The organism is Phytopseudomonas flavescens, assembly GCF_900100535.1.
Classification (GTDB): Bacteria; Pseudomonadota; Gammaproteobacteria; order Pseudomonadales; family Pseudomonadaceae; genus Aquipseudomonas; species Aquipseudomonas flavescens.
In genome coordinates this window covers 61211-85594 of record NZ_FNDG01000008.1, presented here as the reverse complement: position 1 = coordinate 85594, position 24384 = coordinate 61211, and the positions used below count along the sequence as shown (strand labels likewise).

21 protein-coding genes and 3 tRNA genes are annotated in these 24384 nt (G+C 63.3%); 10 read left to right on the top strand and 14 right to left on the bottom strand.

The features are described from left to right. Positions 1 to 92 precede the first annotated feature (92 nt). Positions 93 to 1094, bottom strand: coding sequence for an outer membrane protein assembly factor BamD (locus BLR94_RS12385; protein WP_084305111.1), 1002 nt, complete (start codon positions 1092 to 1094; stop codon positions 93 to 95). A 147-nt stretch (positions 1095 to 1241) separates the two neighbouring features. On the opposite strand from BLR94_RS12385, the gene rluD reads away from it, so the two are divergent. The 3 genes from rluD (at position 1242) to clpB (ending at position 5838) form a co-directional block, all read left to right on the top strand. Continuing rightward, a complete protein-coding gene (rluD, locus tag BLR94_RS12380) occupies positions 1242 to 2216 on the top strand; it encodes a 23S rRNA pseudouridine(1911/1915/1917) synthase RluD (RefSeq protein WP_084305110.1) in 975 nt (324 codons plus the stop codon). Further along, the gene (gene pgeF / locus BLR94_RS12375) at positions 2213 to 2953 is read left to right on the top strand and encodes a peptidoglycan editing factor PgeF (protein ID WP_084305108.1); all 741 of its coding nucleotides are present in this window, start codon (positions 2213 to 2215) and stop codon (positions 2951 to 2953) included. Before rluD ends, pgeF begins: the two co-directional genes overlap by 4 nt. A gap of 320 nt (positions 2954 to 3273) precedes the next feature. Further along, entirely contained in the window at positions 3274 to 5838 is a 2565-nt protein-coding gene (gene clpB / locus BLR94_RS12370; protein WP_084305106.1) for an ATP-dependent chaperone ClpB, read from the top strand. A gap of 253 nt (positions 5839 to 6091) precedes the next feature. Here clpB and BLR94_RS12365 read toward each other — a convergent pair whose 3' ends face one another. Genes BLR94_RS12365 through BLR94_RS12350 form a run of 4 tightly spaced genes read right to left on the bottom strand, consistent with a single transcriptional unit; the run spans position 6092 to position 9542 of the window. After that, on the bottom strand, positions 6092 to 6721 hold the full coding sequence (locus BLR94_RS12365) for an ABC-type transport auxiliary lipoprotein family protein (RefSeq protein WP_084305104.1): 630 nt from the start codon (positions 6719 to 6721) through the stop codon (positions 6092 to 6094). Further along, positions 6718 to 7635, bottom strand: a complete 918-nt coding sequence (locus tag BLR94_RS12360) for an MlaD family protein (protein ID WP_084305103.1) — start codon at positions 7633 to 7635, stop codon at positions 6718 to 6720. The genes BLR94_RS12365 and BLR94_RS12360 overlap by 4 nt, the downstream gene beginning before the upstream one ends. Next, entirely contained in the window at positions 7636 to 8415 is a 780-nt protein-coding gene (locus BLR94_RS12355; RefSeq protein WP_084305102.1) for an ABC transporter ATP-binding protein, read from the bottom strand. Continuing rightward, positions 8412 to 9542 (bottom strand): MlaE family ABC transporter permease, encoded by a 1131-nt coding sequence (locus BLR94_RS12350; protein ID WP_084305101.1) that lies wholly within the window; start codon positions 9540 to 9542, stop codon positions 8412 to 8414. The genes BLR94_RS12355 and BLR94_RS12350 overlap by 4 nt, the downstream gene beginning before the upstream one ends. 263 nt (positions 9543 to 9805) lie before the next feature. Here BLR94_RS12350 and BLR94_RS12345 point away from each other — a divergent pair, with 263 nt between their 5' ends. Both BLR94_RS12345 and BLR94_RS12340 read left to right on the top strand, forming a co-directional pair. Next, entirely contained in the window at positions 9806 to 10408 is a 603-nt protein-coding gene (locus BLR94_RS12345; protein WP_084305099.1) for a nitroreductase family protein, read from the top strand. 360 nt (positions 10409 to 10768) lie between these two features. Beyond that, the gene (locus BLR94_RS12340; protein WP_084305097.1) at positions 10769 to 11191 is read left to right on the top strand and encodes an HPF/RaiA family ribosome-associated protein; all 423 of its coding nucleotides are present in this window, start codon (positions 10769 to 10771) and stop codon (positions 11189 to 11191) included. Positions 11192 to 11311: 120 nt separating this feature from the next. Here BLR94_RS12340 and BLR94_RS12335 read toward each other — a convergent pair whose 3' ends face one another. Beyond that, complete coding sequence (locus BLR94_RS12335) at positions 11312 to 11812, bottom strand: hypothetical protein (protein ID WP_084305095.1); 501 nt, start codon at positions 11810 to 11812, stop codon at positions 11312 to 11314. Positions 11813 to 12217: 405 nt separating this feature from the next. Here BLR94_RS12335 and BLR94_RS12330 point away from each other — a divergent pair, with 405 nt between their 5' ends. Together BLR94_RS12330 and BLR94_RS12325 are read left to right on the top strand one after the other, a co-directional pair. After that, positions 12218 to 13381, top strand: a complete 1164-nt coding sequence (locus tag BLR94_RS12330) for an iron-containing alcohol dehydrogenase (RefSeq protein WP_084305093.1) — start codon at positions 12218 to 12220, stop codon at positions 13379 to 13381. A gap of 77 nt (positions 13382 to 13458) precedes the next feature. Further along, a complete protein-coding gene (locus BLR94_RS12325) occupies positions 13459 to 13893 on the top strand; it encodes an acyl-CoA thioesterase (RefSeq protein WP_084305091.1) in 435 nt (144 codons plus the stop codon). A 40-nt stretch (positions 13894 to 13933) separates the two neighbouring features. Here BLR94_RS12325 and BLR94_RS12320 read toward each other — a convergent pair whose 3' ends face one another. The 6 genes from BLR94_RS12320 to BLR94_RS12295 all read right to left on the bottom strand — a co-directional run bounded on the left by BLR94_RS12320 (position 13934) and on the right by BLR94_RS12295 (position 21642). Then, positions 13934 to 14368 carry a glycine zipper domain-containing protein gene (locus BLR94_RS12320; protein ID WP_084305089.1) on the bottom strand — a complete coding sequence of 145 codons (435 nt, stop codon included), beginning with the start codon at positions 14366 to 14368 and terminating at the stop codon, positions 13934 to 13936. Between the two features lie 205 nt (positions 14369 to 14573). Continuing rightward, complete coding sequence (locus BLR94_RS12315) at positions 14574 to 15293, bottom strand: TorF family putative porin (protein WP_084305087.1); 720 nt, start codon at positions 15291 to 15293, stop codon at positions 14574 to 14576. Between the two features lie 353 nt (positions 15294 to 15646). Continuing rightward, a complete protein-coding gene (locus BLR94_RS12310; protein ID WP_084305085.1) occupies positions 15647 to 17968 on the bottom strand; it encodes an FdhF/YdeP family oxidoreductase in 2322 nt (773 codons plus the stop codon). A 2-nt stretch (positions 17969 to 17970) separates the two neighbouring features. After that, complete coding sequence (gene fdhD, locus BLR94_RS12305; protein ID WP_090423703.1) at positions 17971 to 18807, bottom strand: formate dehydrogenase accessory sulfurtransferase FdhD; 837 nt, start codon at positions 18805 to 18807, stop codon at positions 17971 to 17973. A 131-nt stretch (positions 18808 to 18938) separates the two neighbouring features. Continuing rightward, positions 18939 to 19301: a PilZ domain-containing protein gene (locus BLR94_RS12300; RefSeq protein WP_084305083.1), complete on the bottom strand. Its 363-nt coding sequence runs from the start codon at positions 19299 to 19301 to the stop codon at positions 18939 to 18941. 34 nt (positions 19302 to 19335) lie between these two features. Continuing rightward, positions 19336 to 21642 carry a DUF1631 domain-containing protein gene (locus BLR94_RS12295; RefSeq protein ID WP_084305081.1) on the bottom strand — a complete coding sequence of 769 codons (2307 nt, stop codon included), beginning with the start codon at positions 21640 to 21642 and terminating at the stop codon, positions 19336 to 19338. A 209-nt stretch (positions 21643 to 21851) separates the two neighbouring features. Here BLR94_RS12295 and BLR94_RS12290 point away from each other — a divergent pair. From BLR94_RS12290 to BLR94_RS12280, 3 genes are all read left to right on the top strand, one after another. Continuing rightward, positions 21852 to 21927 (top strand) — tRNA-Asn (locus tag BLR94_RS12290). A 9-nt stretch (positions 21928 to 21936) separates the two neighbouring features. After that, positions 21937 to 22013, top strand: a tRNA-Pro gene (locus BLR94_RS12285). A 5-nt stretch (positions 22014 to 22018) separates the two neighbouring features. After that, positions 22019 to 22094, top strand: a tRNA-Lys gene (locus BLR94_RS12280). Between the two features lie 154 nt (positions 22095 to 22248). Here BLR94_RS12280 and BLR94_RS12275 read toward each other — a convergent pair. Both BLR94_RS12275 and BLR94_RS12270 read right to left on the bottom strand, forming a co-directional pair. Next, positions 22249 to 23547 (bottom strand): NAD(P)/FAD-dependent oxidoreductase, encoded by a 1299-nt coding sequence (locus BLR94_RS12275; protein WP_084305079.1) that lies wholly within the window; start codon positions 23545 to 23547, stop codon positions 22249 to 22251. A gap of 252 nt (positions 23548 to 23799) precedes the next feature. After that, a complete protein-coding gene (locus BLR94_RS12270; protein WP_084305077.1) occupies positions 23800 to 24306 on the bottom strand; it encodes an MOSC domain-containing protein in 507 nt (168 codons plus the stop codon). Between the last annotated feature and the right edge of the window lie 78 nt (positions 24307 to 24384).

Here is a 24384-nt window from a genome sequence, read left to right as displayed (position 1 = left end):
GCGCCAGTTTAGCCAAGGAAGCGATGGGCGGACAGTTGCTGGGTCAGCGTTTTTGCGTGGCCGCAATGCTGCGTCGGGATTAGCCCGTGCAATCAGTCGAACAGGCCGAAGGTCATGTAGCTGAACCAGGAACGCTTGGTGCGTTGCGGCTCTTCGCTTTGCCCGGTCTGGTTCTCCGGCTTCAGTTCGGCCGGGATCTGATCCGAGGCCTCTTCGTACTGGCGGATCACGTCCTGGCTCGCCTGGGTCTGGCTCGGTGGCGGCGGCACGTCGCTTTCGATCAGGCCGAGGGTTGCCTTGGCCAGCCACGAACGCTCGTCGGCGGCTTCTTCGCGTGGTACGAACTCGCCGTTCTCCAGGCTCGGGTGATCCGGGTAGTTGAGCTTCAGGGTTTCCAGGCTGGTGGCGGCCAGGTCGTCCAGGGTCAGGCGCTGGTAGGCCTCGACCATCACCGCCAGGCCATCGCCGACCGAAGGGGTTTCCTGGAAGTTTTCCACCACGTAGCGACCGCGGTTGGCCGCAGCCACATAGGCGTGGCGGGTCAGGTAGTAGTGGGCGACGTGGATCTCGTAGGCGGCCAGCAGGTTGCGCAGGTAGATCATGCGCTGCTTGGCGTCCGGCGCGTAGCGGCTGTTCGGGTAGCGGCTGGTGAGCTGAGCGAACTCGTTATAGGAGTCGCGGGCGGCGCCCGGGTCGCGCCTGGTCATGTCCAGCGGCAGGAAGCGCGCCAGCAGGCCACGGTCCTGATCGAAGGAAGCCAGGCCCTTCAGGTAGTAGGCGTAGTCGACGTTCGGGTGCTGGGGGTGCAGGCGGATGAAGCGCTCGGCGGAGGAGCGTGCGGCTTCCGGCTCTGCGTTCTTGTAGTTGGCGTAGATCAACTCCAGCTGCGACTGCTCGGCGTAGCGGCCGAACGGATAGCGCGACTCCAGGGCCTTGAGCTTGGTCACGGCACTGGTGTAGCTGCCGTTGTCCAGATCTTGCTGAGCCTGCTGATAGAGTTCTGCCTCGCTGAGGTTTTCGTCCAGGACTTCCTTGGACGAGCAGGCGGCGGTGAGTGCGAGGATGGCGATCAGCAGCAGGTGTTTCACTTGCATGGCGGCTTGCGTCCCTGGGACGGCGGCTGTCTTGGGCAGGGCCGTCCTGTTATGATGAGTGCCCCCGGTAGCCCTGGGGCAAAGACGCCGTATTTAACCACAAGCGTGTAGCCGAAACCAAAGGCTATGCCCCCGCCGTTGCCGAGCATGTCATCTATTAATAAGCAGGCCATTGAGTTATCCGCCGAGGTGCCCTACGAACTGGGCGGTCAACGTCTCGATCAAGTCGCCGCCCAACTGTTCGCCGAGCACTCGCGCTCGCGCCTTTCCGGTTGGATCAAGGAGGGCAATCTGACCGTCGATGGCCAGGTGCTGCGGCCCCGTGACATCGTCCATGGCGGTGCCGTGCTGGCCCTCTGCGCCGAGCAGGAGGCCCAGGGTGAGTGGATCGCCCAGGACATCGAGCTCAACATCGTGTACGAGGACGAGCAGATTCTGGTGATCGACAAGCCGGCCGGTTTGGTCGTGCATCCGGCTGCCGGGCACGCCGATGGCACCTTGCTCAATGCCTTGCTGCACCATGTGCCGGATATCGTCAATGTGCCGCGGGCGGGCATCGTGCATCGCCTCGACAAGGACACCACCGGCCTGATGGTGGTGGCCAAGACCATCGAAGCGCAGACTCGCCTGGTCGACCAGTTGCAGAAGCGCACGGTCAGCCGCATCTACGAATGCATCGTTATCGGCGTGATCACCTCTGGCGGCAAGATCAACGCCCCCATCGGGCGTAGTTCCTCGCAGCGCCAGCGCATGGCCGTGACCGATGGCGGCAAGCCAGCGGTCAGCCATTACCGTGTGCTCGAGCGGTTCCGCTCGCATACCCACAGCCGGGTCAAACTGGAAACCGGGCGCACGCACCAGATCCGCGTGCACATGAGCCACATCGGCTACCCGCTGGTGGGTGACCCTGTGTATGCCGGGCGCTTCCGTATTCCGCCGGCCGCCAGCCAGACCATGGTGCAGAGCCTCAAGGAGTTTCCACGCCAGGCCCTGCATGCCCGTTTTCTCGAACTGGATCATCCGATCACCGGTGAGCGGATGAAATGGCAGTCGCCGCTGCCCGATGATTTCGTCTGGTTACTGACACTGCTGCGGCAGGATCGCGAGGCGTTCATCGGATGACTGGCAGGGCCCATGACTGGCTGACGCCTCACTGGCCGGCACCCGGCTGGGTGCGTGCGTGCGTCACCACCCGCGCTGGCGGCGTGAGCAAAGCGCCCTATGACAGCTTCAACCTCGCCGAACACGTCGAGGATGATCCGCCTGCCGTGGCCAAGAATCGTCAGCGGCTGCTCAGTCAGCTGGGCTGCCGGCCGGCCTGGTTGCAGCAGGTGCATGGTATCGCCGTCGCTCAGGCTGACCCGGAAACCGTCGAGAAAGCCGATGCCAGCTGGACCTCGACGCCGGGTGTCGCCTGTACGGTGATGACCGCCGATTGCCTGCCCGTGCTGTTCTGCGACCGCCTCGGCAGCCGTGTGGCGGCGGCCCATGCCGGTTGGCGGGGGTTGGCGAACGGGGTGCTGGAGGCCACGTTGGACGCTCTGGCCATCGAGCCTGAGGGCACCCTGGTGTGGCTCGGCCCGGCCATCGGTCCCCAGGCTTTCGAGGTCGGGCCCGAGGTACGTGAGGCGTTCGTCAGTGTGCATGCTCAGGCCGCCAGTGCCTTCGTGCCTAGCGCCAATGCGGGCCGCTTCATGGCGGACATCTACCAGTTGGCGCGTATCCGTCTGGCCGCTAGTGGTATCAACGCGGTGTATGGCGGCGGTTTTTGCACTGTCAGCGATGCGCGCTTCTATTCCTACCGGCGCGCCGCCCGAACCGGACGCTTCGCCTCATTGATCTGGTTGGCGGATCGTTAAGGTGTTCTCAGGCGCCAGCTCACGACTCCTCGACGAGACACCTCGCGAATGACAGCAGAAAGGCCAGCGGCCCTTCGTAGGGTGAGCACCCGCTTGCGCTTTTTTCCGTCGATCTATCGGGATACGGTTCCTATTCGCCAAGTACACAGACCGTGAACAGGTTCTGAGCTCTGCTCTGCCGCTCGGCGCTCTCCTGACCTTCATCAATACCAATGCGCTTGAAACCCGCACAATCGGCCTCATCTATGCTCCATCTCGGCAGGTTCTTTATTCAGGCGCATCCACCGCGCCGGCCTGCCTTAAAGAGGAAGGATGACGCCATGCGAATCGACCGTTTGACCAGCAAGTTGCAACTTGCCCTTTCCGACGCCCAGTCCCTGGCCGTCGGCCACGACCACTCCGCCATCGAGCCGCTGCATCTGATGCTGGCGCTGCTCGACCAGCAGGGCGGCTCGATCCGCCCGCTGCTGATGCAGGTGGGCTTCGATGTGAACGGCCTGCGTCAGGCCCTGAGCAAAGAGCTCGATCAGTTGGGCAAGATCCAGAACCCCACTGGTGATGTGAGCCTGTCCCAGGATCTGGCACGCCTGCTCAACCAGGCCGATCGCCTGTCGCAGCAGAAGGGCGACCAGTTCATCTCCAGCGAACTGGTGCTGCTCGCTGCCATGGACGAGAACACCAGGCTGGGCAAGCTCCTGCTGGGGCAGGGCGTCAGCCGCAAGGCACTGGAAAACGCGGTGAACAACCTGCGTGGCGGTGATGCGGTGAACGACCCGAACATCGAGGAATCCCGTCAGGCGCTGGACAAGTACACCGTCGACCTGACCAAGCGTGCCGAAGAGGGCAAGCTCGATCCGGTGATCGGTCGTGACGATGAAATCCGTCGCACCATTCAGGTGTTGCAGCGCCGCACCAAGAACAACCCGGTATTGATCGGCGAGCCCGGTGTGGGCAAGACGGCCATCGCCGAAGGCCTGGCCCAGCGCATCGTCAACGGCGAAGTGCCGGACGGCCTCAAGGACAAGCGCCTTTTATCATTGGATATGGGCGCGCTGATCGCCGGTGCCAAGTTTCGCGGTGAGTTCGAGGAGCGCCTCAAGGCGGTGCTGGGCGAGTTGTCCAAGCAGGAAGGCCGCATCATCCTGTTCATCGACGAGCTGCACACCATGGTCGGTGCCGGCAAGGCCGAGGGCGCCATGGATGCTGGCAACATGCTCAAGCCATCCCTGGCCCGGGGTGAGCTGCACTGCGTGGGCGCCACCACCCTGAACGAGTACCGCCAGTTCATCGAGAAGGACGCCGCCCTGGAGCGTCGTTTCCAGAAGGTGCTGGTCGACGAGCCCAGCGAAGAGGACACCATTGCCATCCTGCGTGGCCTCAAGGAACGTTACGAGGTGCACCACAAGGTGGCGATCACCGACGGCGCGATCATCGCCGCGGCCAAGCTCAGCCATCGCTACATCACCGATCGGCAATTGCCGGACAAGGCCATCGACCTGATCGACGAAGCCGCCAGCCGCATCCGCATGGAGATCGACTCCAAGCCGGAGGTGCTCGACCGCCTGGATCGCCGCCTGATCCAGCTCAAGGTGGAGGCCCAGGCTCTGAAGAAAGAGGAGGATGAAGCGGCCAAGAAGCGTTTCGTCAAGCTGCAGGACGACATCGCCAAACTGGAGAAGGAGTATGCCGATCTCGATGAAGTCTGGAAGTCGGAAAAGGCCGAAGTCCAGGGTTCGGCACAGATCCAGCAGAAGATCGAGCAGTCCCGCACCGAACTGGAAGCGGCGCGTCGCAAGGGCGACCTGAACCGCATGGCCGAGCTGCAGTATGGCGTGATTCCCGACCTGGAACGCAGCCTGCAGATGGTCGACCAGCATGGCAAGACCGAAAACCAGTTGCTGCGCAGCAAGGTGACCGAGGAAGAGATCGCCGAGGTCGTCTCCAAGTGGACCGGTATCCCGGTGGCGAAGATGCTCGAAGGTGAGCGGGACAAGCTGCTGAGGATGGAAGGGCTGCTGCACCAGCGGGTGATCGGCCAGGACGAGGCCGTGGTGGCCGTGGCCAACGCGGTGCGTCGCTCCCGCGCCGGCCTGGCGGACCCGAACCGGCCGAGCGGCTCTTTCCTGTTCCTCGGCCCGACCGGGGTCGGCAAGACCGAGTTGTGCAAGGCACTGGCCGAGTTCCTCTTCGACACCGAAGACGCCCTGGTGCGCATCGACATGTCCGAGTTCATGGAGAAGCATTCCGTGGCCCGCCTGATTGGCGCGCCGCCCGGCTATGTCGGCTACGAGGAAGGCGGGTACCTGACCGAGGCGGTGCGCCGCAAGCCCTACTCGGTGGTGCTCATGGATGAAGTCGAGAAGGCCCACCCGGATGTTTTCAACGTGCTGTTGCAGGTACTCGAGGACGGCCGTCTGACCGACAGCCATGGCCGCACCGTGGACTTCAAGAACACCGTGATCGTGATGACCTCCAACCTGGGGTCGGCGCAGATTCAGGAGCTGGTCGGCGATCGAGAGGCGCAACGGGCGGCAGTGATGGACGCGGTGGGCAACCACTTCCGTCCCGAGTTCGTCAACCGGATCGACGAGGTGGTGGTGTTCGAGCCGCTGGCCCGCGAGCAGATCGCCGGCATCGCCCGTATCCAGCTGTCGCGCCTGTTGCAGCGCCTGGCCGAGCGCGAGCTGACCCTGGAGCTGTCCGATGAGGCGATGGACAAGCTGATCGCCGTTGGTTACGACCCGGTGTATGGGGCGCGGCCATTGAAACGGGCGATCCAGCGCTGGATCGAGAACCCCCTGGCGCAGATGATCCTGGCTGGAAAGTTCAACCCCGGCAGCACGGTCAACGGCAAGGTCGAAGGCGAGGAAATCGTCTTCGCCTGAGGCCCGAGCTGGCCGTTTCGTTATTGCGATGTGGGTGAGGCAGGTCGATAGTTTGTGTTGAGCGATGTGGCGTTGCAAGGCGCAAGCAGCCGTAGGGTGGATGACGCTCTTTTCATCCACCATCGCGATCTCAGAGCGGTGGACGGATGACGCGTCGTCCACCCTACAAATGACCGCTACCGCCTCTTTGCAGCCCCGACCCTGCCTGCGGTTGAGTTCAGCGGACATTACAGTCGTCATGCATTCCCGCTGCTTAAGGCTTGCTGCTATCCGGCGCATTACGCCGGCCTTCCTCTACTACCCAATCCATTAATTGGCGTGAAAGCTGGTCATTGGCGGCACCAAACGTTTTCACCACTGATTCCACCGCTGTGTCATTAGCGATATGCCGCACCTCGAAGCGGCGGCTGGCGAGGATGCGCTGGTTACCTGCCTGCACCAGGCGGGCATCGAGCAGGATATGCACTTCCGGCCGGCCGTTGCGGTATTCGCTCTGGAAGGCGCGCAGGTCGCTGCTCAGTTCCAGGTCGGCCTGCAGGCGGCTGTCGTCGCTGCTGACGGCGCCGATCCGGCCATCATCGAGAAAGGCGCCGATCAGTCGATCACGAAACAGCGCGGGTGCCCGGTCGCTCCAGCGTGCGCCTTGATAGGCGCTGATCAGGTCGCCTTCGGGCAGCACGGCAATCCGTGGGCTGTCGAGCAACTGGCTACTCTGCGGGCGGTTGATCCGTAGCGACCAGTCTTCGCGGGGAGCGTCGGCGCTGCGCACCGGCAGGTTGCCGGGTAGCAGGTAGACTCTCAGTGACTCACCCGCCGGAAGGATCGAACAGGCGCTGAGCACGCCGGTCAACATCAGCATGCCGACGCAGCCGAATGCTTTCATGGTTGGAACTCCTTGATGCTGTCGCTACGCAGCAGATAGCCGGCGGGGTCTTCTTCCAGGCGCCGCGAGAACGAGCGCAGCGAGCCCAGCGTGTCACGCAGTTCGTTGATGGCCGGGCCCAGCTCGCCGATGCCTTGCATGCCGCCATCCAGAGCCGCGCGATTGTCCTGCAGCAACTGTTCGATATTGTTGCTGGTGCGCTCCAGTGAGCCCACCAGGCGCTCGGCGCTGTCCAGGGTGTTCTGCGCAGGGCCGGCGAACAAGCCGTTGGCATTGTTCATCAGCACCGTCGCCTCTCGGCCGGCGGCGCTTATCTGGCTCAGCGCTTCGTGCAGCTCCTCGCGCTGCTCGGCGACGCTGGCGGTGATCTGTTCAAGGTTGCGCAGGGTCTTGGCGATGTTCTGCGTGTTCTCCCGGGAAAACATGGCGTTGGCCCGGTCGAGCAGGCGGGTGACACTGACCATCAGGTCTTCGCCGTTGGCCATCAGCCGTGACAGTGGCGAGCGGTCGGCGACGATCACTGGCGTACCACCCTTGGCGGCCTTCAGGGGCGGGCTTTCGGGCGAGCCACCATGCAACTGGATCACCGCCCCGCCGGTGATATTGGTGATGGTCAGCCGGGCGCGGGTGTCTTCCTTGATCGGCGTGGCGCTGTCGATGCGGATGTTTGCGTGCACCTTGCGCGGATCCTGCGGGTCTAGGGTCAGGCTGGTGACGTCGCCGACGCGGATGCCGCTGTACTGCACGGCGCTGCCCTGGGACAGGCCACTGACCGCTTCGGTGAACACCACCTCGTAATAGTTGAACTGCTTGTCCGCGCTGGACTTGCCCAGCCACAGGGCGAACAGCAGGATGGCGCTGACGATTGCCACCGTGAACATACCGATCAATACGTGGTGGGCGCGTGGTTCCATTCAACTAATCCTCGCTGAAGCCTGTTCGGCCGCGCGTCCGCGCGGGCCGTGAAAGTAATCGCGAATCCATGCATCGTCGGTTGCGGCGACCACGTCCAGGCTGTCGGCCACCAGCACGCGTTGCTGGGACAGCACCGCCACCCGGTCGCACAGGGTATAGAGCGTATCCAGGTCGTGGGTGACCAGAAAAACGCTGAGGCCCAGGGCATCGCGCAAGGTGCGGATCAACTGGTCGAACGCTGCGGCGCCGATCGGATCCAGGCCGGCCGTCGGCTCATCGAGAAACAGGATATCCGGTTCCAGCGCCAGGGCGCGGGCCAGCGCCGCACGCTTGACCATGCCACCGGACAGCTCGGTCGGATACTTGTCGCCCGCATGGCGGGGCAGCCCGACCAGCGCCACCTTGGTTTCTGCCAGGCGCTCGGCATCGGCACGCTTGAGCCCTGCGTGTTCGATCAGCGGCAAGGCGATGTTTTCCAGCACGGTGAGCGACGAAAACAGGGCGCCGCGTTGATAGAGCACGCCGAAACGCCGTTCCAGTTCGGAACGACGTTGCGCGGGCAGCGCCAGCAGGTCCTCGTCGTATACACGCACTACGCCGGCGTTAGGGCGACGCAGGCCGACGATGGTGCGCAGCAGCACCGATTTACCGGTACCCGAGCCGCCCACCACACCGAGCACTTCGCCGCGGTACAGGTCCAGGTTCAGGTGGCGGTGCACCACTTGCGAGCCGAACTGGTTGGTCAGGTCGCGCACCTGAATGATCGCGTCGCCGCTCACCAACCCATCTCCATCAGAAACAGCGCGGCCACGGCGTCGACCACGATCACCACGAAGATCGACTGCACCACGCTGGAGGTGGTGCGCTCGCCCACCGAGCGCGCGCTACCGGTGACCTTGAATCCCTCCAGGCAGCCGATCACGGCGATCAGGAAGGCGAAGATCGGTGCCTTGAGCATACCCACCAGAAAGTGATTGATGGGGATGTTCTCCTCCAGCAGGTTCATGAACATCGCCGGAGAAATGTCCAGTGTCAGCATGCACACCATGGCGCCACCGACCATGCCGCAGACCATGGCGATGAAGGTCAGCAGCGGCAGGGCGATCAGCATGGCCAGCACCCGTGGCAGTACCAGCAGTTCCATGGGGTTGAGGCCAAGGGTGCGGATCGCGTCGATCTCCTCGTTGGCCTTCATCGAGCCGATCTGCGCGGTAAAGGCGCTGGCCGTGCGACCGGCCATGAGAATGGCGGTAAGCAACACGCCAAACTCGCGCAGGAATGAAAAGGCCACGAGGTCGACCGTGTAGATGGTCGCCCCGAAGTCGGCCAGGATAGTCGCCCCGAGGAAGGCCACCACGGCACCCACCAGAAAGGTCAGCAAGGCGACGATGGGCACGGCATTGAGGCCTATCTGCTCCAGGTGCGAGGCCAGCGACGTCAGTCGCCAGCGGCGCGGCTTGAACACAATCAGCAGCAGGCTGCTGAGCGTCAGGCCAACGAAACCCAGCAAGCCGACGGCCTTGTGGCAGACCCCTTCCACCACTTCACCGATATGGCCGAAGAACTCGCGGTAGGTCGAATGGCTGGGATGCACGACGGCCGGCTGATCCTGCTGCATGGCAGTGGCGACGGTCTCCAGCAGGGCGCGACGCTCGTCGCTGAGCGTCGCTGCAGGCAGTGACTGGATCAGGCGTGCGGCGCCAAGCAATTCCACCAGCAGGCTGGCGCCGGCGGTATCCAGTGCATCCAGTTCGCTGAGATCGGCATGCAGGTCATCCACCCGCCCGCGCCTGATCGCGTCCACCTCGCCACACAAGGCGCCGTAATGGGCGAGCGTCCAGTCTCCACCTACCGTCAGCACGCTGGCGTCGGAAGTGGCGGAGGTGATGTAGGGTACGGTGGCCATGGTCGACAGCTTAACGCCCGAACGTTCATCTGGGACAGCCGTAATAGAGCCTCGAGGGCTTCTTGTAAACCCTGTCCGTCGCCGACAAGGCCCTGGGCGTGTAAAAGTGTGCCGTTCATCACCGCCCATGAGCGCTCCCGAGTGCCGCCGGCGAGGTTCGAACGAATCGTTGCAGGCGATGAATCGAATCGTAAAAGGCCGGTGGTTTTGCCTCGCTGCGTTGCTTAGCATGGATCTTTTCGTCAGCGATTCAGGAGTCATCCATGCATATCGACGAAGCCATCCGCAGTCGCCGCGCCATCAAGGGCTACGACGTCGGGTTCACCCTCAGCAGTGACGAGAAGAACGAACTGCTGCAACTGGCATTGCTCGCGCCTTCAGCGTTCAACCTGCAGCACGTGCGCCTTGTCGAAGTCAGTGATCCGACGCTGCGCCAGCAAATCCGTGAAGCCGGATGGGGGCAGGCGCAGATGACCGATGCCGCGATGCTGGTGGTGATCTGCGCTCAGGTCGATAGCTGGGAGCGCAATGTTCAGCGGGTTTGGGAGGGCGCACCCGTGGAGGTGCAGCAGTACATGGCGGGCGCCATCGACACCTACTACCGTGGCAAGCCCCAGGTGCAGCGCGACGAAACCATGCGCAGCTGCGGCCTGATGGCGCAGACCCTGATGCTGGCTGCGCGGGGCAGAGGGCTGGACACCTGCCCGATGGATGGCTTCGACTTCGACGCCGTGGCCCGGCTGATCAAACTGCCAGAGAACCACGTGATCGGTCTGATGGTCGCCGTGGGCAAGAAAGCGCTCGATGCCAAGCCGCGGATAGGCAAGCTGCCATTCGACGAGGTGGTGATCCGCGACCGTTTCTGATCGGATCTCTGCTGTCTCCCTGTACTGCGTACTTTGGAGCCTGTCCACAACCTGTCGACGTGATTCCATCTGCAATGACCGCAAAGTGGCGGAAGCAGCCGTAGGGTGGATGACGCTCTTTTCATCCACCATCGCGATTGCAGAGCGGTGGACGGGTCGGGCCGCGTAGGCGAAGCGTCGGCTACGCGCCCCGATCCACCCTACGGCTGCTTCCGCCTTATCGACGTCGATTCATGGGAATATGAGTTCCCAGAGATACAACGATCATGAGCAGGTTCTTATGCTCAAGGGCAAACAGCAGGAACCTAGTTCCGGCCCATCGCCTCCAAGAGTGCAGACCCGTCAAAAGCGAGGAAGACCATGCAGGTTCAAGTGAACAGCAACCATATCGAAGGCAGTGCGCGACTCCAGGAGTGGGTGAGCGCGTCGGTGGCGGATCGTCTGGAACGTTACGAGGAGTTCCTGTCGCGTGTCGAAGTGCACATCAGCGACGAAAATGGCAGCAAGAGCGGCGCCGATGACAAGCGCTGCCAGATCGAGGCCAGGCCCAAGGGCCACCAGCCGCTCTCGGTCACCCACAAGGCGGAGTCCCTTGACCAGGCGGTTGAGGGGGCCGCCGAAAAGATGCGCCATGCCCTTGAACATCTGGTGGGCAAGCTGGAGAACAAGGCGGTCGGTACCGGGCACCTCGAACAGGAGCTGGAGACCGACGAAGCGGAAAACTCCGATGCGTTGTTGCAGGAAGAGTTTCTGGAGCGTCAGGAAGCACTCGACCGACAGTGACCGTCTCGTGCGCCTGCTCCCTCGGGCAGGCGCACGATCACCGTTGGGTCGTCAGGTAATTGAATACGGGCCTTGCATGACGTCGGGATGAATGGCGCCATGCAAGGCCCGTTTGGTTCGTCAGGCCACGAGACTGCGCCCGATGAAGTCCGGTGACTCGGTCTGGCGATAAGTTGATATCGCCTGCGCTGCCAGTCGCGGAGCGACTTGGTCGGTCGTGCTGGTCACGGTGGTATTGTCAGGTTGCACTCGCTGCCTGGCCAGATTCTCGGCTGACAACGGATTGAGGTTCTCCTCGCGCTGCTCCTGCTGGGCTTCCAGTCGCTGTTCGCGCAACTGCTCGTCAAGCGCGCGGGAGGCGCTCTCGCGCTGTTCGCTGACATTGGTGGCGCGGCTTTGGGTTTGCTCCTGTTGATCGATACGCTGCTCTCGCGCCTCGCGCAATTGCTCCTGGCGATCCTGATCGAACCGCTGGCGCTCGAGCAGCCGATCCTGGGTTTCGCTCAGGCGCTGGGTGGCCGAGGCTACCCGCTCCAGAGCGGTGGCTTGCAGGCCACTGCCGAAGTTGGCCGGGCGGCTGCTGTACTGACCGATATTCATGCCATCGATAGAAAGGGGCATGAGTCACCTCATTTCTCGCTTCGATGAGTTCAGTCTATGTCCGTCTGCTGATGCCCCTTAGGCGGATGTGTCATAACGGCAAGAACGGGATGGACTAGCACTTTTTCCACGCGCGATTGTCGATCGGCCGCGCCGGCACCCCGGTGCAAGACCGGGAAGGCCCATGGCTGCCGGGCTGCGAGGTCGGAGGGCGGATTCTCAGGAGAATGCCGAGCGGCGCGATGCCGCGGCCCGCAGTACGTGCTGCCGCGCCTGGAAAGTCGACGAACGGCGACCTGCGGGGCTTTTCCGGGCAGATGGTGCATCCCGGCCTAGTATGGATGTGAGGGGCCGGCGTCTGACTGGGTCGTCGTTCATCAGGAGCATGGCCGCCATCCGAGCGCATCATGACAAGAGGAATGCGACATGCAGCCATTCAGCTTTGCCACCGCCGCCCACCTTATCTGCGAACCGGGAGCCGTGCAGCGGTTGGTGCCACTGTGTCGTGCGTGGGGCGCACGTCCTGTGGCGCTGGTCACCGATGTCGGCGTCGCCCGGCTCGGTTTTTTCGACGACCTACGGGCCGCTTTCGCACGCAGTGACGTAGCCTTGCACGTCTTCGACGAGGTGACGGCCGGAGCGCCGGAGCACGTGGTAAGCGACGCAGCGCGATTCGCCAAAAACGTTCAGGCCGGGTTGATCATCGGTTTCGGCGGCGGAAGCTCTCTGGACGTCGCCAAGTTGGCGGCACTGTTGGCCCATCCCGAGTGCCGGCAGGCGCTTGGCGACCTGTACGGCGTCGACAAGGCTTTGGGCCAGCGATTGCCGTTGATCCAGGTGCCGACCACTGCCGGAAGTGGCTCCGAAGTCACGCCCATCGCGGTGGTTACCACGAAGCACGCTACCCGGATTGCGGCAGTGTCGTCCCGTCTGCTGCCGGATCTGGCACTGCTGGATGCCGATCTTACCCTGCAATTGCCCGCGCCGATTACCGCGGCCTGCGGCATGTTGGCGATGGGGCATGCAGTCGAGGCGTATACCGGGGCGCGGCGCAAGAATCCGCTGTCGGACATGCTCGCTCGCGAGGCCTTGCGGTTGCTCGGTGCCCATCTTGAAGAGGCGGTGCATGACGGCAGTAATCGCCAGGCACGCCAGGCCATGTTGCTGGGAGCCTGCCTCGCTGGCCAGGCCTATGCCAATGCGCCGCTCGCCGCCGTGCATGCCCTGGCCTACCCCCTGGGTGGACATTGCCAGGTGCCCCATGGGGTGAGCACGGCGGTGTTGTTGCCCCATGTACTGGGCTTCAATGCATCGGTCGCGGCGCCCCTGTACGAGGAGCTGGCGCCGCTGTTGCTGGGCGAACGTCTGCGCGATGGGGACGCCACGGATCATGCCGAGCAATTCATCGTCGAACTGGCCGACCTCAGTGAACGCAGCGGCTTGCCCGCACGGTTGCGTGATGTCGGCGTGGATCAGGCGCTCCTGCCGCGACTCGCCACCGATGCCATGCTGCATGAGCGCCTTCTGGCCAATAATCCCCGGCCGATGACCGAGGCTCATGCGCTGGCGATCTACCAGTCAGCCTACTGATCGATAGGCGCATCGATTGCCAGGGAAGGTAATAGCCGGCACCATGCTGGCCGTCCTTCTTACGAGGCGTCCTCGCTATGCCGCAGCCGCCGTATCTGCGCGAGCAATACCGTCATTTCCAGCCGATCACCACGCGCTGGCATGACAATGACCTGTATGGGCACGTCAATAACGTCACCTACTACAGCTACTTTGACAGTGCGGTGAACACCTATCTGATTGAAGTGGGTGGCCTGGATATCCATCACGGCGAAGTCGTCGGCTTCGTGGTGAGTTCCAGCTGCGATTATTTCGCTTCGGTCGCCTTTCCCGAACGTATCGAGATTGGCCTGCGCGTCGGTAATCTCGGCAACAGTTCGGTGCAGTATGAACTGGCGGTATTCAAGGAGGGGGAGCAGCAGGCTTCTGCGGCCGGGCGCTTCGTGCATGTGTTCGTCGACCGGTCGAGCAACCGGCCGGTTGCCATACCGGAAACGCTACGGTTGGCGATGGAGGCATTGCGAGTCTCTTGAACAGCCAAGGGCGCTGAAGGCGCCCTTGGGTGTATATGGGTTAGCGATGACGATGTTTGTGGTGGCGTTTGTAGTGCTTCTTGCCATGGCGATGGCCGCCATCGCGATAGCGGGATTCATGGCGGTTGCTGTCAGCCATTTCGTTGGCCAGGGCGCCGCCAGCAGCGCCGCCCAAACCCGCGCCGATTGTCGACGCAGCACCGCCGCCGAGCTGATTGCCCAGGACGGAGCCGGCAGAAGCGCCCAGGCCACCGCCCAGTGCGGCTTCGGTCTTGTTACGTGAGCTGATGGCGCCGCCGGCAGCGCCGCCAAGGCCGGCACCAATCGCGGCGCCTGTGCTGCCGCCCAGGTGCTGGCCGACGATATTGCCGAGTGCCCCGCCGACGCCGCTACCAATGGCGGTCTTGGCGGTATCGGCGTTGGCCAGGGGAGAAACCAGTGCACTGAAAGCCAGTGCGGTAAGGAATGTACGCATCGCGCAACCCTCGAAAAATACCCTTGCGGGCGTAGTCATGGCATGGCCATGGATCATGCGGTCGCCCGTACTGTGTCGGCGACACAAGCTTAGAGCCTGATCTGCAAGGAAATTCCCGAAAGGGGGGGTTAAAGATACACGAATGAATGTATCTAAATGTATGCGACGCTGGGCTTGCCCAGGCGGCGCCTGGCTTTGCCCGTATTCAGAACAGCGAGCGGGAGGCCTTGATGGAGAACCAGCCCTCACACTCGGTGTTGTGACCCGAATAGGCCGAGCAGGCCTCTCCGCTCAAGCTGGAGTCCGAATAGGAGAAGTCGAAGTCGATGCCCTTCCAGGGCCGTGACAGGTTCAATGACCAGTCATTGAACGAACTGATCTGCCGCCCACCGCTGACCGTTGCCGGATTGTCGAGCAGGTGGTTGCCGTAGCGTACCGTCACTGCCATGCCCAGAGCGCTGACACGGCCGAAGTCCGCGAGCAGCGTGCTGTTGATGCGGGTAGGGTCGTTGCTCAGCGAAAGGCCGAAGCGTCGGGAGTCGTAGGTCAGGCCCGCGTATACGTCCTGGCTGTCGAGGTGGCTGAAGCCTGGGTGGCTGTAGCGGATGGTGCCCAATTCGTAGCCGAGGGCGTCGGCGAAATGCTGGCGATAGCCGACGTAGCTGTTCAGCTCCATACGGCTGCCGGGGGCGATACCGAGGTTGGGGGCCCATTGGCCGAGGTACAAGCCACTCGGGTGGCTCAGATCGAGCCCGCCGTGAAAGGCACCGCCACTCTGTGGCTTGACCAGCCCCTGGGCCATGCTGCGGCTCGGCGTGGTACCCAGGTTGAGGTCGTAGTCACCCAGCTCCCGCTGCAGCATGGCGGCCTGGGCCTGAATGCTCAACAGAGCCGCCCCTAGCAGGACGGCGGATGGAATACGCATGCAATCCCCTCCCGTTGCAAGCGAATGAGTTCAAATGCGGAGTCGCTCGATGGTGCGCCTCGGCGGATCATTCGCACGGTGTTGCTGGTCCGGCAGAAGCCCGAAGGGCCACATCGTGGCTTGGGCGAAACGCTGTGCGCTTTCGATCGAGCGCTTGAAACCGCACGTTAACCGAGCTGAATGAGGGCAAAGGGACATCAGTCGGCTTTTTAGCGGATCCACCCGGCATATTCCGACGAACTGCAGCCTGGCCGACGCAGATGAAGCCCGTCGCAGAGCAGGCGATGTTGCGGATACCCGTGCTCGCGCTCCCCTGCCCAGCCGTAAGGCCGGGCAGGGAAAGGCGAAGACTGCTACAGGATACGTGCGGTCTGTGCGGCGGCGTGCAGGCGGATGGCGACGAACTTGGAGGTCGGCGTGTGGCTGCCCAGCCCGACGCTTTCCAGCGGTACCAGGGGGTTGGCTTCCGGGTAATAGGCCGCTGCCTGCCCGGCGGGGATGTCGAATGCCAGCAGGGTGAAACCGACGACCTTGCGTTCGATGCCGTCGTCCCACAGTGAGGTGATGTCGACTTTCTGTCCGGACTTGTAGCCCAGGCGGGTGATGTCGGCCTCGTTGACGAACAGCACGTCACGCTGGCCACGGACGCCGCGGTAGCGGTCGTCCAGGCCATAGATGGTGGTGTTGTACTGATCGTGGGAGCGCATGGTCTGCAGGATCAGATCCGGCGTCTGGCCGCTGTTGCGGACCTGGGCTGGCAGCAGATCGGCGAGCAGGGCGTTGGCCTTGAAGTTGGCCTTGCCGGTGACGGTCCTCCACTGGCGAGCCCCAGCCGAGTTACCCAGGTAGAAGCCGCCCGGGTGCTGTACGCGGTTGTTGAAGTCCTGAAAGCCGGGGATGGTGTCGGCGATCAGTTCGCGGATGCGGCTGTAGTCGGCGATCATCGCGTCCCAGTCCACCGGGTGATTGCCCAGGGTGGCCTTGGCGATGCCGGCGATGATCGCCGGCTCCGAACGCATTTGCGCGGACAGCGGCTCGAGCTGGCCGTTGGAGGCGTGGATCATGCTGAACGAATCTTCCACGGTCACCGCCTGCGGACCATTGGCCTGAACGTCGATATCGGTACGGCCCAGGCACGGCAGGATCAGTGCATCGGCACCGGTGGTCAGGTGGCTGCGGTTGAGCTTGGTGCTGATCTGCACGGTCAGCTCGCAGTTCTGCAGCGCCTGGTGGGTGCGCGGGCTGTCAGGCGTGGCCTGGGCGAAGTTGCCACCCAGGGCGATGAACACCTTGGCCTGGCCGTCGACCATGGCGTTGATCGCTTCCACGGTGTTGTGGCCGTTTTCGCGGGGCACCTTGAACTGGAAGCGCTTCTCGATATTGTCGAGCAGCACCACCGGCGGGCGGTCATTGATGCCCATGGTGCGGTCGCCCTGCACGTTGCTGTGGCCACGCACCGGGCACAGGCCAGCGCCCGGGCGCCCGAGGTTGCCGCGCAGCAGTTGCAGGTTGACGATTTCCTGGATGGTCGCCACCGAGTGGATATGCTGAGTGATGCCCATCGCCCAGCACATGATCACGCGCTCGGCACGGCGATACATCAGCGCCGCCTGCTGGATTTCATCGAGGCTCAGGCCGGACTGCTCGACCAGCGATTCCCAGGAGGTTGCATCGAGCAAGGTCAGGTAGGCGTCGACGCCATCGGTGTGCTCGGCGATGAAGGCATGGTCGAATATCGGCTGTTCACCCTTGGCGACTGCCTCGCGCTCCCACTGCAACAGGAATTTGGCGATACCCCGCAGCGCCGCCATGTCGCCACCGAGCGCCGGGCGGAAGAACGCGGTATTCAGCGGCTCGGATCCGTTGGTGAGCATTTCCAGGGCATGCTGCGGGTGCTGGAAGCGCTCCAGACCACGCTCCTTGAGGGGGTTGAAGGCCACTACCTGGGCACCGCGTTTCACCGCTTCGCGCAGCGGCTCGAGCATCCGCGGGTGGTTGGTGCCCGGGTTCTGGCCGAGCACGAAGATCGCATCGGCGTGCTCGAAGTCGGCGAAGGTCACGCTGCCCTTGCCGATACCGACGCTCTGGATCAGTGCGACGCCGCTGGCCTCATGGCACATGTTCGAACAATCGGGAAAGTTGTTGGTGCCAAACGCGCGAACGAACAGCTGATAGAGAAAGGCCGCTTCGTTACTGGCTCGGCCGGACGTGTAGAACTCGGCCTGGTTGGGCGTCTCGAGGTTCTTCAGGTGCTTGGCGACGAGGCTGAAGGCATCCTCCCACGAGGTGGGCACGTAGCGGTCGCTGGTAGCGTCGTAACGCATGGGCTCGGTCAGGCGGCCCTGATACTCGAGCCAGTAGTCGCTTTGCTCACGCAATTGGCTGACGGTGTACTTGGCGAAGAACTTGGCGTCGACACGGCGCTTGGTGGCTTCCCAGTTGACCGCTTTGGCTCCGTTCTCGCAGAACTTGATACGGCCGTCTTCCGGTGAGTCGCCCCAGGCACAGCCCGGACAGTCGAAGCCGCCGTTCTGGTTGGTCTTGAGCAGGGCGCGCAGGTTCTTGAACGGCTGTTTGCTGTCCAGCCAGAACTGGGTGACGCTGATCAGCGCCCCCCACCCGGCGGCAGCGCCTTTGTAGGGTTTGTAACGCGGCTTAACGGGTTGCAGGCTCATGGTTATTCTTCTCTAGCAGGCGGCGCGGGGCTGTAGACGCGCGGCGCGCTGTGGTGGGGCAGATGGATCAGGTTGAGGTTGTGCCGACGCGCCCATTGCACGGTAAGGGCGGTCGGCGCCGAGAGGCTGACCAGCGTGCCGATGCCGGCTCTGACAGCCTTGTGGATCAGTTCCAGGCTGCAGCGGCTGGTCACGACCGCAAAGCCTTGGCGGAGCTCGTGGCGATCCCGGAGCAGCGCGCCAATCAGCTTGTCCAGGGCGTTGTGCCGGCCAATGTCTTCACGGCAGGCGCGTATCTCGCCGCTGCCATCGACATAGAGCGCGGCATGCAGGGCGCCGCTGCCCCGGGCCAGATCCTGCACGGCGGCGATCCGCTCGCGCAGGCCGATCAGGTGGGCGGCATCGGGCAGTTCAGCCTGGGTCAGCGTCACCAACTGCGGCAGTGCCTGGTCGAGCGCTTCTACACCGCACAGGCCGCAACCACTGGTGCCGGCCAATTGTCGGCGCTGCTGTTTCATTGCCCAGAAGGCGCGACTGCTGATTTCCACCTCGGCATTGATCGCCACACCGAGCTGCTGGAGGCGGATGTCATAAATGTCGTCGATGGAGTCAACCACTGCGCTGCTCAGGCTGAAGCCGGCGATAAAGTCTTCCACTGCAGTGGGCGACACCATCATCACGGCATGACTGATGCCGTTGTAGCTGATGGCCAGCGCGCTTTCCTGCGCCAGGACGGCGGATTCGCGCCTATGTGGGTCGCCCAGTTCCCGGTAGGCATAGCGCTCTGGCCGAGCGTTAACGTGCTCGGCGACGGTGGATATCTCGGCTGACCGGGGCACGGCAAGCTCCCCTGCGACGGATTGACACAGAGAAGCCTAGGCGCTTGCCGAATCATCGTCTAATCGCTGTTACCGATATGTTGATCGATACGCTCTATCGGTCGAGCCGCTGCGGCTCTGTAATCGGCATTTCAGGTTCGGCTCCAGTGCCAGGTCGCGCCTTGGAGGTGCCGTAGCAGTCTGTCCAGGGCCTGGCCGTTGTGCTCATCGATATCGATGATGCGATAGCCTGCCCAGCATTGTTGACCGGGCTCGCCCTTACGGCTCCACAGGCAGTCACCGATGAAGCGTAATTCTTCCACCCCGTCGGGCGCCGTCGGGCACACCAGGCGACACGCCACCAGCGTATCGGCCGGTTGCGGCCTCGGGCTGCAGAGCATCAACCCATCGCTGGAGAGATCGGCAACCTGGCCGAGGGAGAGGCCACTGTGCTGCTCGAACACCTCAAGCCGCGATGTGCTCGGGTAGCGAGGGTGCTGGCGACGATCATTCATGCGCGAACCTCGGGGTTGCATCGACTGGCGTGCCTCAGGTCTGGGCAGTACGCCCGGTGAGCTGCTGCAGCACGCGATACACCGCCGTCAGCGCGCGATCGACCATGGGGGCGGTGCGATCCGCTTTGCCCAGGCGTGCCGTGCCCAGTTCCATCTCCCGAGCCAGTTGGCTGAGCGATTTGACGGCCGCGCGCTGGCCGTTGAGGTCAACGAACAGGTAATTGTGGGTCGCAGGGCTATACCAGGATAACTTCAGCGCCTGTCGTCTCTGGCCGACGAGAAATTCGAACCAGGTGCCACATTCGATTTTTTCCAGATCATTCACCAGGCGCTGGCCATTGGTCGACAGGAGCGCGTCGGCCTGACTCGCGTCGACGCGTACGGCGTCCTCGCCCAGCATGGCGCCCAGTGGGCTGGGGCCAGGCGGCAATGTCAGTGCACAGGCGAGCTCATGCTGCCCGGCCTGAACAGCATGCTGGCAGGCCACCAGGTCTTGTAGCAGGCGACGCACACCATCGTCATGGTGGCCGCCCAGCAACATCAGGCCTTTGTGCAATTCTTCGAGCATTTCGACGCGCAGGTGTTGCAGCAGCCCGTGCTGCTCGGCGTCGAGGCGGGTGCCGCTCCAGGCCAGCTGCTCGGCGGTCTCGCTGGCGCGCTGCCACTCGTCGCTGGCAGGGCCGTAGCGCAATTGAATGAACACCAGTACATCGATCCAGGTGCGTTCCAGGAAATGACGAATGATCGGAGGCAGTGAGCGCTTGGCCAGACTTTGCGCGATCACCCGAGCGGCCATGTGTCTTGCATCAAGCAGTTTGTCGCGCCCCTTGGCGGTTTCCACGGCGCGGCGTTCCTGCAGGTCGACGCGCTGCTTGAGCGTCGCGATGAAGGCGTTGAACTCCTTGAGCAGTTCCTCGAACAGCTGCAGGTCGCCAGCGAAGTGTTGCGTCACCTGTTTCACCACCCAGTGCACCTTGGTCAGCAGGCCATGAGGTTCATCCGCCGCGCCATAGAGGACCCCGGCCTTGGCCATTGCATCGAGCAACTGGCGCGCCGGATGGTGGCGGCGAGTGAACAGCGCCTTGTCCAGCAGCGCCACCTTCAGGTAGACGGTGTGCAGGTGGGACAGGGCCAGCTTGTAGGGCTGCGGCAGGTTGTCATCATCGAGCATGAAATCGAACAGCATGCCTACCAGGTCGATGACGTCGATTTCCCGCTCGCCCAGGCACTGTTGCGGCGTATCGCCATGGGCGGCCAGCTGTCGATGCAGGGCTGCTTTCAGGTCGACGACTTGCTGAGGACGGTCGAGGCGTTGGGCGAGTTCGCTGGCGGAGACCTTTTGCAGGTGATCGAGTGCCGCCAACAGTTGCTCTGCGTCATAGGTGCGACGTGCCCCTGGCGGCGCGAAGCTGGCCATGCTCGGCGTGCCGCTGAGCAGACTGATTGCGTTGTGCTGTTTGCGGTATTCAGCCAGCAGGATGCCGACACCGTCGACCAACTGGTCCAGGTTGGCAGGCGGCGCAGCATCCAGGTCGGGAAGCGGCGATTGCCTCTGGGCAGCGCGCGGCGGATCGCCGACAGCTGTGGAGGGCGAGTCGCTTGGCGGGGGGCGACGAGCCGGCTGCGCGGATCGTGTGGCGGTGTAGGTGAGGTTGGGTAGCACGCCGGCGTCCATCAGGGTTCGATTGAGCGCGTCATAAAGCGTGTCCAGCCCATGCATGAGCTGGCGGTCGAACAGGCCGTACAGCACGAGCTTGATGCGTAGCGGCAGTTCACAAGGAGCCAGTGCGTCGAGAAAGGCCTGGGCAATGGCCTTCGGTGCGACCGGGTTGCTGTCTGCGGGCAATGGCTGGCCATTGTTGAGCAGGGCCAGGCGGCGTTCCAGTGCGAACAGGGCCTGGGCACAGTGCGACTGAACCCGGCTGGCCATATTGGCCACCTGAAGGGTTTCTTCGTAATCCTCGTCACGTACCAGAGCCAGGTCGTCGGCGTTCACCTCGGTGGGCGCTGCCGCGCCATCGGCGAGCTTGCCGTCGAGAAAATCGGCGATGCCCCGGGAAATGCTCAGGTGATAATGACGTTCGATCTGCGCGCGTAATCTGCGGACGCTGCGCATGCTGTCGAAGAACAGCGTTTGCACCTGATTGTTCTCGGCGTTCTCCGCACATCGAAAAAGGGCGTCGTCGACCTGGGCGAACGTGCGCTGCAGGTTATCCGCCAGGTGATCGAGCACCAGCTTGCGGCAACGCTGCCCCAGTTCACTGAAGCGTGGTTGAATGCCTCGGCTTGCCAGCGTGCGCGACCCCCTTGGCGGAGTCGTTGGCGGGCCTTCAGTGTTCATCTGCGATCCTGGTTTGAGGCCTGCTGCGGTACTCCAGGCGGTGCAGGCAGGCGGTGGACGGATGGCAACTGGCTATTCTTTCGCAAAGCATTGTCATAAAAGCAATTTAGGGGGTTGACAGGCGCTCGCGGAACCGTAAAATGGCGCGCCTCTGCAGCGGCAAACGGCGCAAGCCTGAAGGCCGCGACAGAGACTGAAAGAAGCATAGTTCCGCGATAGCTCAGTCGGTAGAGCAAATGACTGTTAATCATTGGGTCCCTGGTTCGAGTCCAGGTCGCGGAGCCAATCTTTCTTCGGGGTATAGCGCAGTCCGGTAGCGCGCCTGCTTTGGGAGCAGGATGTCAGGAGTTCGAATCCCCTTACCCCGACCATTTTTGGGTCGTTAGCTCAGTTGGTAGAGCAGTTGGCTTTTAACCAATTGGTCGTAGGTTCGAATCCTACACGACCCACCATTTCAAGCACTGCTTGAGTAAAGAACCCGCCAAAAGGCGGGTTTTTTGCTTTCTGGCATCTGTAAAAACTGTCGCTGCTAGCGTCAGGGTAATGGCCGCACAGTCGCGGCTCTGCACATTGCCGGGCACGGGCGCCCGGCAATGTGCAGGTGGGTCAGTGCAGCTTGAGGCGCGGGTCGGTGCTGCGGCCGATACGGTCGCTGAGCATCAGCAGCAGGGTGCGGAATTTCCCATAGAGCGCCATCTGGTGCATGCGGTACAACGATATGTAGAACATGCGAGCAAGCCAGCCCTCAAGCTTCACGCTGCCCATCAGGTTGCCCATCAGATTGCCGACGGCGCTGAAGCTCGACAGCGAGATCAGCGAGCCGTAATCCTTGTAGGTGTAACTCGGCAGCGGTTGGCTCTGCAGGCGCAACGCAAGCGATTTGACCAGTAGCGAAGCCTGTTGGTGAGCCGCTTGCGCACGAGGCGGTACGTTGCGCTCGCTGCCATCGCCGAGCGGGCAGGCGGCGCAGTCGCCGAACGCGAAGATATTCTCGTCCCGCGTGGTCTGCAGGGTTGGCGTGACCACCAGTTGGTTGATGCGATTGCTCTCCAGGCCGTCAAGGTCCTTGAGAAAGGCGGGCGCGCGAATACCGGCTGCCCACACCTTCAAGCTCGCCGGGATCCGCTCGCCGCTGACGGTCAGCAAGCCTTCGGCGGTGACTTCCTTCACCGCGGCGTTGGTCAGCACCGTCACGCCGAGTTTCTGCAGGGTGCGGTGCACCGGGGCACTGATGCGCTCCGGCAGGGCGGGCAGCACGCGTGGTCCGGCTTCGATGAGGGTGATGCGCATGTTTTCCGGGCGAATACGATCCAGCCCATAGGCCGCCAGCTCATGCGCGGCGTGGTGCAATTCTGCAGCCAGCTCAACACCTGTGGCCCCCGCACCGACGATGGCCACGCTGATCTGATCGTTATCGCCGTTGCCTGCATGAGCACGCAGGTAGTGACTGAGCATCTTGCGGTGGAAGCGCTCGGCCTGTTCGCGGGTGTCGAGGAAGATGCAGTGGTTGGCGGCGCCTTCGGTGCCGAAGTCATTGGTCGTGCTGCCCACGGCGATCACCAGAGAGTCGTAGGCGAGCTCCCGTGCTGGCACCAGTTCGCGGTTTTCCTCATCCAGGGTCGCGGCCAGCTGGATGGTCTTGCGCCCGCGATCCAGGCCGCTCATGCGGCCCAGCTGAAACTCGAAGTGGTTCCACTTGGCCTGTGCAACGTAGTTGAGCTCGTTCTCCGTGGAGTTCAGTGAGCCTGCGGCCACTTCGTGGAGCAGTGGTTTCCAGATGTGGGTCAGGTTGGCATCCGCCAGCGTGATATGCGCTTTGCCGCGCTTGCCCAGGGTTCTTCCCAGGCGCGTAGCGAGTTCCAGGCCGCCGGCTCCGCCGCCAACGATTACGATTCGATGGGTCATCGATACTTCTCACAAGGCTAAAAAAACGGTGTCGAGTCCGGGCGAGCAAGGCTCAAAGCGCCAGGCGACTCAGGAGGGTGGCTCGGCCGGCCGGGTCAAGCTGACACACGGTAAGATGCTGAGAGCCACTCAGGTATTCATCGACTCGAGGTTGTTCGCCAGGTTCAATCGGCGGGGCATGCATGGGCCGCACAATGCGTCCAGTCTATCAGGGCATCGCCGCGGGCGGATCCTGATATGTGGCGGCCGCTGCTACCCGAGCGGTTGCAGCGGCTCCACCTCGAGCGGGTCGTTCAGGCGGATTATGCCGCCTTGCAGCACCCGCGCCGTGATACCACCGTGGCCGCGCACGGCCTGAAACGTGCCAAGGCCCAGGCGCTCCTCGAGGCGCGCGCAGGGCTGGCACCAGCCGGTGGTTTCCAGGACTGCCTGGCCAATACGGAAGCGTCGACCCTTGAGGCTGAACAGATTGAGGCCGCTGATGGCGATGTTGCGCCTGAGGTCTTCTGGTCTTATCGCCCGTTCGGGATCGCGTCCCAGCAGTGCACTGACCACCGCCAGGTGCTCCCACTGGATCAGCGTGACCTGCCGTGCATTACGCGGTCCCGGCCGCGCATGATCACCGGTCAGCCCGGCTTCGCGGCGCGCTTCCACGGCCTCCAGGGCGAGCATCTCGCCGCGTGACTGGGGGCGCACGCCGATCCAGCGCACGCGCCCATGTTGCGGTACTGCCGCGAGGAGGGTTTGCAGGGGGCTCATGGCGGCTCCTTCAGGGTCATGTCAGGCTCTTGAGTCCATAGGCGGATTGCGTCGTCGGCTCATGCAAGGGGCGCGAAG

Coding starts and splice junctions, on each gene's coding strand:
- rluD (WP_084305110.1), top strand. CDS start 1,242: ATGTCATCTATTAATAAGCAGGCCATTGAGTTATCCGCCGAGGTGCCC.
- BLR94_RS12310 (WP_084305085.1), bottom strand. CDS start 17,968: ATGAGCCTGCAACCCGTTAAGCCGCGTTACAAACCCTACAAAGGCGCT.
- BLR94_RS12385 (WP_084305111.1), bottom strand. CDS start 1,094: ATGCAAGTGAAACACCTGCTGCTGATCGCCATCCTCGCACTCACCGCC.
- BLR94_RS12335 (WP_084305095.1), bottom strand. CDS start 11,812: ATGCCCCTTTCTATCGATGGCATGAATATCGGTCAGTACAGCAGCCGC.
- BLR94_RS12275 (WP_084305079.1), bottom strand. CDS start 23,547: ATGACCCATCGAATCGTAATCGTTGGCGGCGGAGCCGGCGGCCTGGAA.
- BLR94_RS12350 (WP_084305101.1), bottom strand. CDS start 9,542: ATGGCCACCGTACCCTACATCACCTCCGCCACTTCCGACGCCAGCGTG.
- clpB (WP_084305106.1), top strand. CDS start 3,274: ATGCGAATCGACCGTTTGACCAGCAAGTTGCAACTTGCCCTTTCCGAC.
- BLR94_RS12360 (WP_084305103.1), bottom strand. CDS start 7,635: ATGGAACCACGCGCCCACCACGTATTGATCGGTATGTTCACGGTGGCA.
- BLR94_RS12345 (WP_084305099.1), top strand. CDS start 9,806: ATGCATATCGACGAAGCCATCCGCAGTCGCCGCGCCATCAAGGGCTAC.
- BLR94_RS12365 (WP_084305104.1), bottom strand. CDS start 6,721: ATGAAAGCATTCGGCTGCGTCGGCATGCTGATGTTGACCGGCGTGCTC.
- BLR94_RS12330 (WP_084305093.1), top strand. CDS start 12,218: ATGCAGCCATTCAGCTTTGCCACCGCCGCCCACCTTATCTGCGAACCG.
- BLR94_RS12340 (WP_084305097.1), top strand. CDS start 10,769: ATGCAGGTTCAAGTGAACAGCAACCATATCGAAGGCAGTGCGCGACTC.
- BLR94_RS12300 (WP_084305083.1), bottom strand. CDS start 19,301: ATGAATGATCGTCGCCAGCACCCTCGCTACCCGAGCACATCGCGGCTT.
- BLR94_RS12315 (WP_084305087.1), bottom strand. CDS start 15,293: ATGCGTATTCCATCCGCCGTCCTGCTAGGGGCGGCTCTGTTGAGCATT.
- BLR94_RS12325 (WP_084305091.1), top strand. CDS start 13,459: ATGCCGCAGCCGCCGTATCTGCGCGAGCAATACCGTCATTTCCAGCCG.
- BLR94_RS12320 (WP_084305089.1), bottom strand. CDS start 14,368: ATGCGTACATTCCTTACCGCACTGGCTTTCAGTGCACTGGTTTCTCCC.
- BLR94_RS12295 (WP_084305081.1), bottom strand. CDS start 21,642: ATGAACACTGAAGGCCCGCCAACGACTCCGCCAAGGGGGTCGCGCACG.
- BLR94_RS12270 (WP_084305077.1), bottom strand. CDS start 24,306: ATGAGCCCCCTGCAAACCCTCCTCGCGGCAGTACCGCAACATGGGCGC.
- pgeF (WP_084305108.1), top strand. CDS start 2,213: ATGACTGGCAGGGCCCATGACTGGCTGACGCCTCACTGGCCGGCACCC.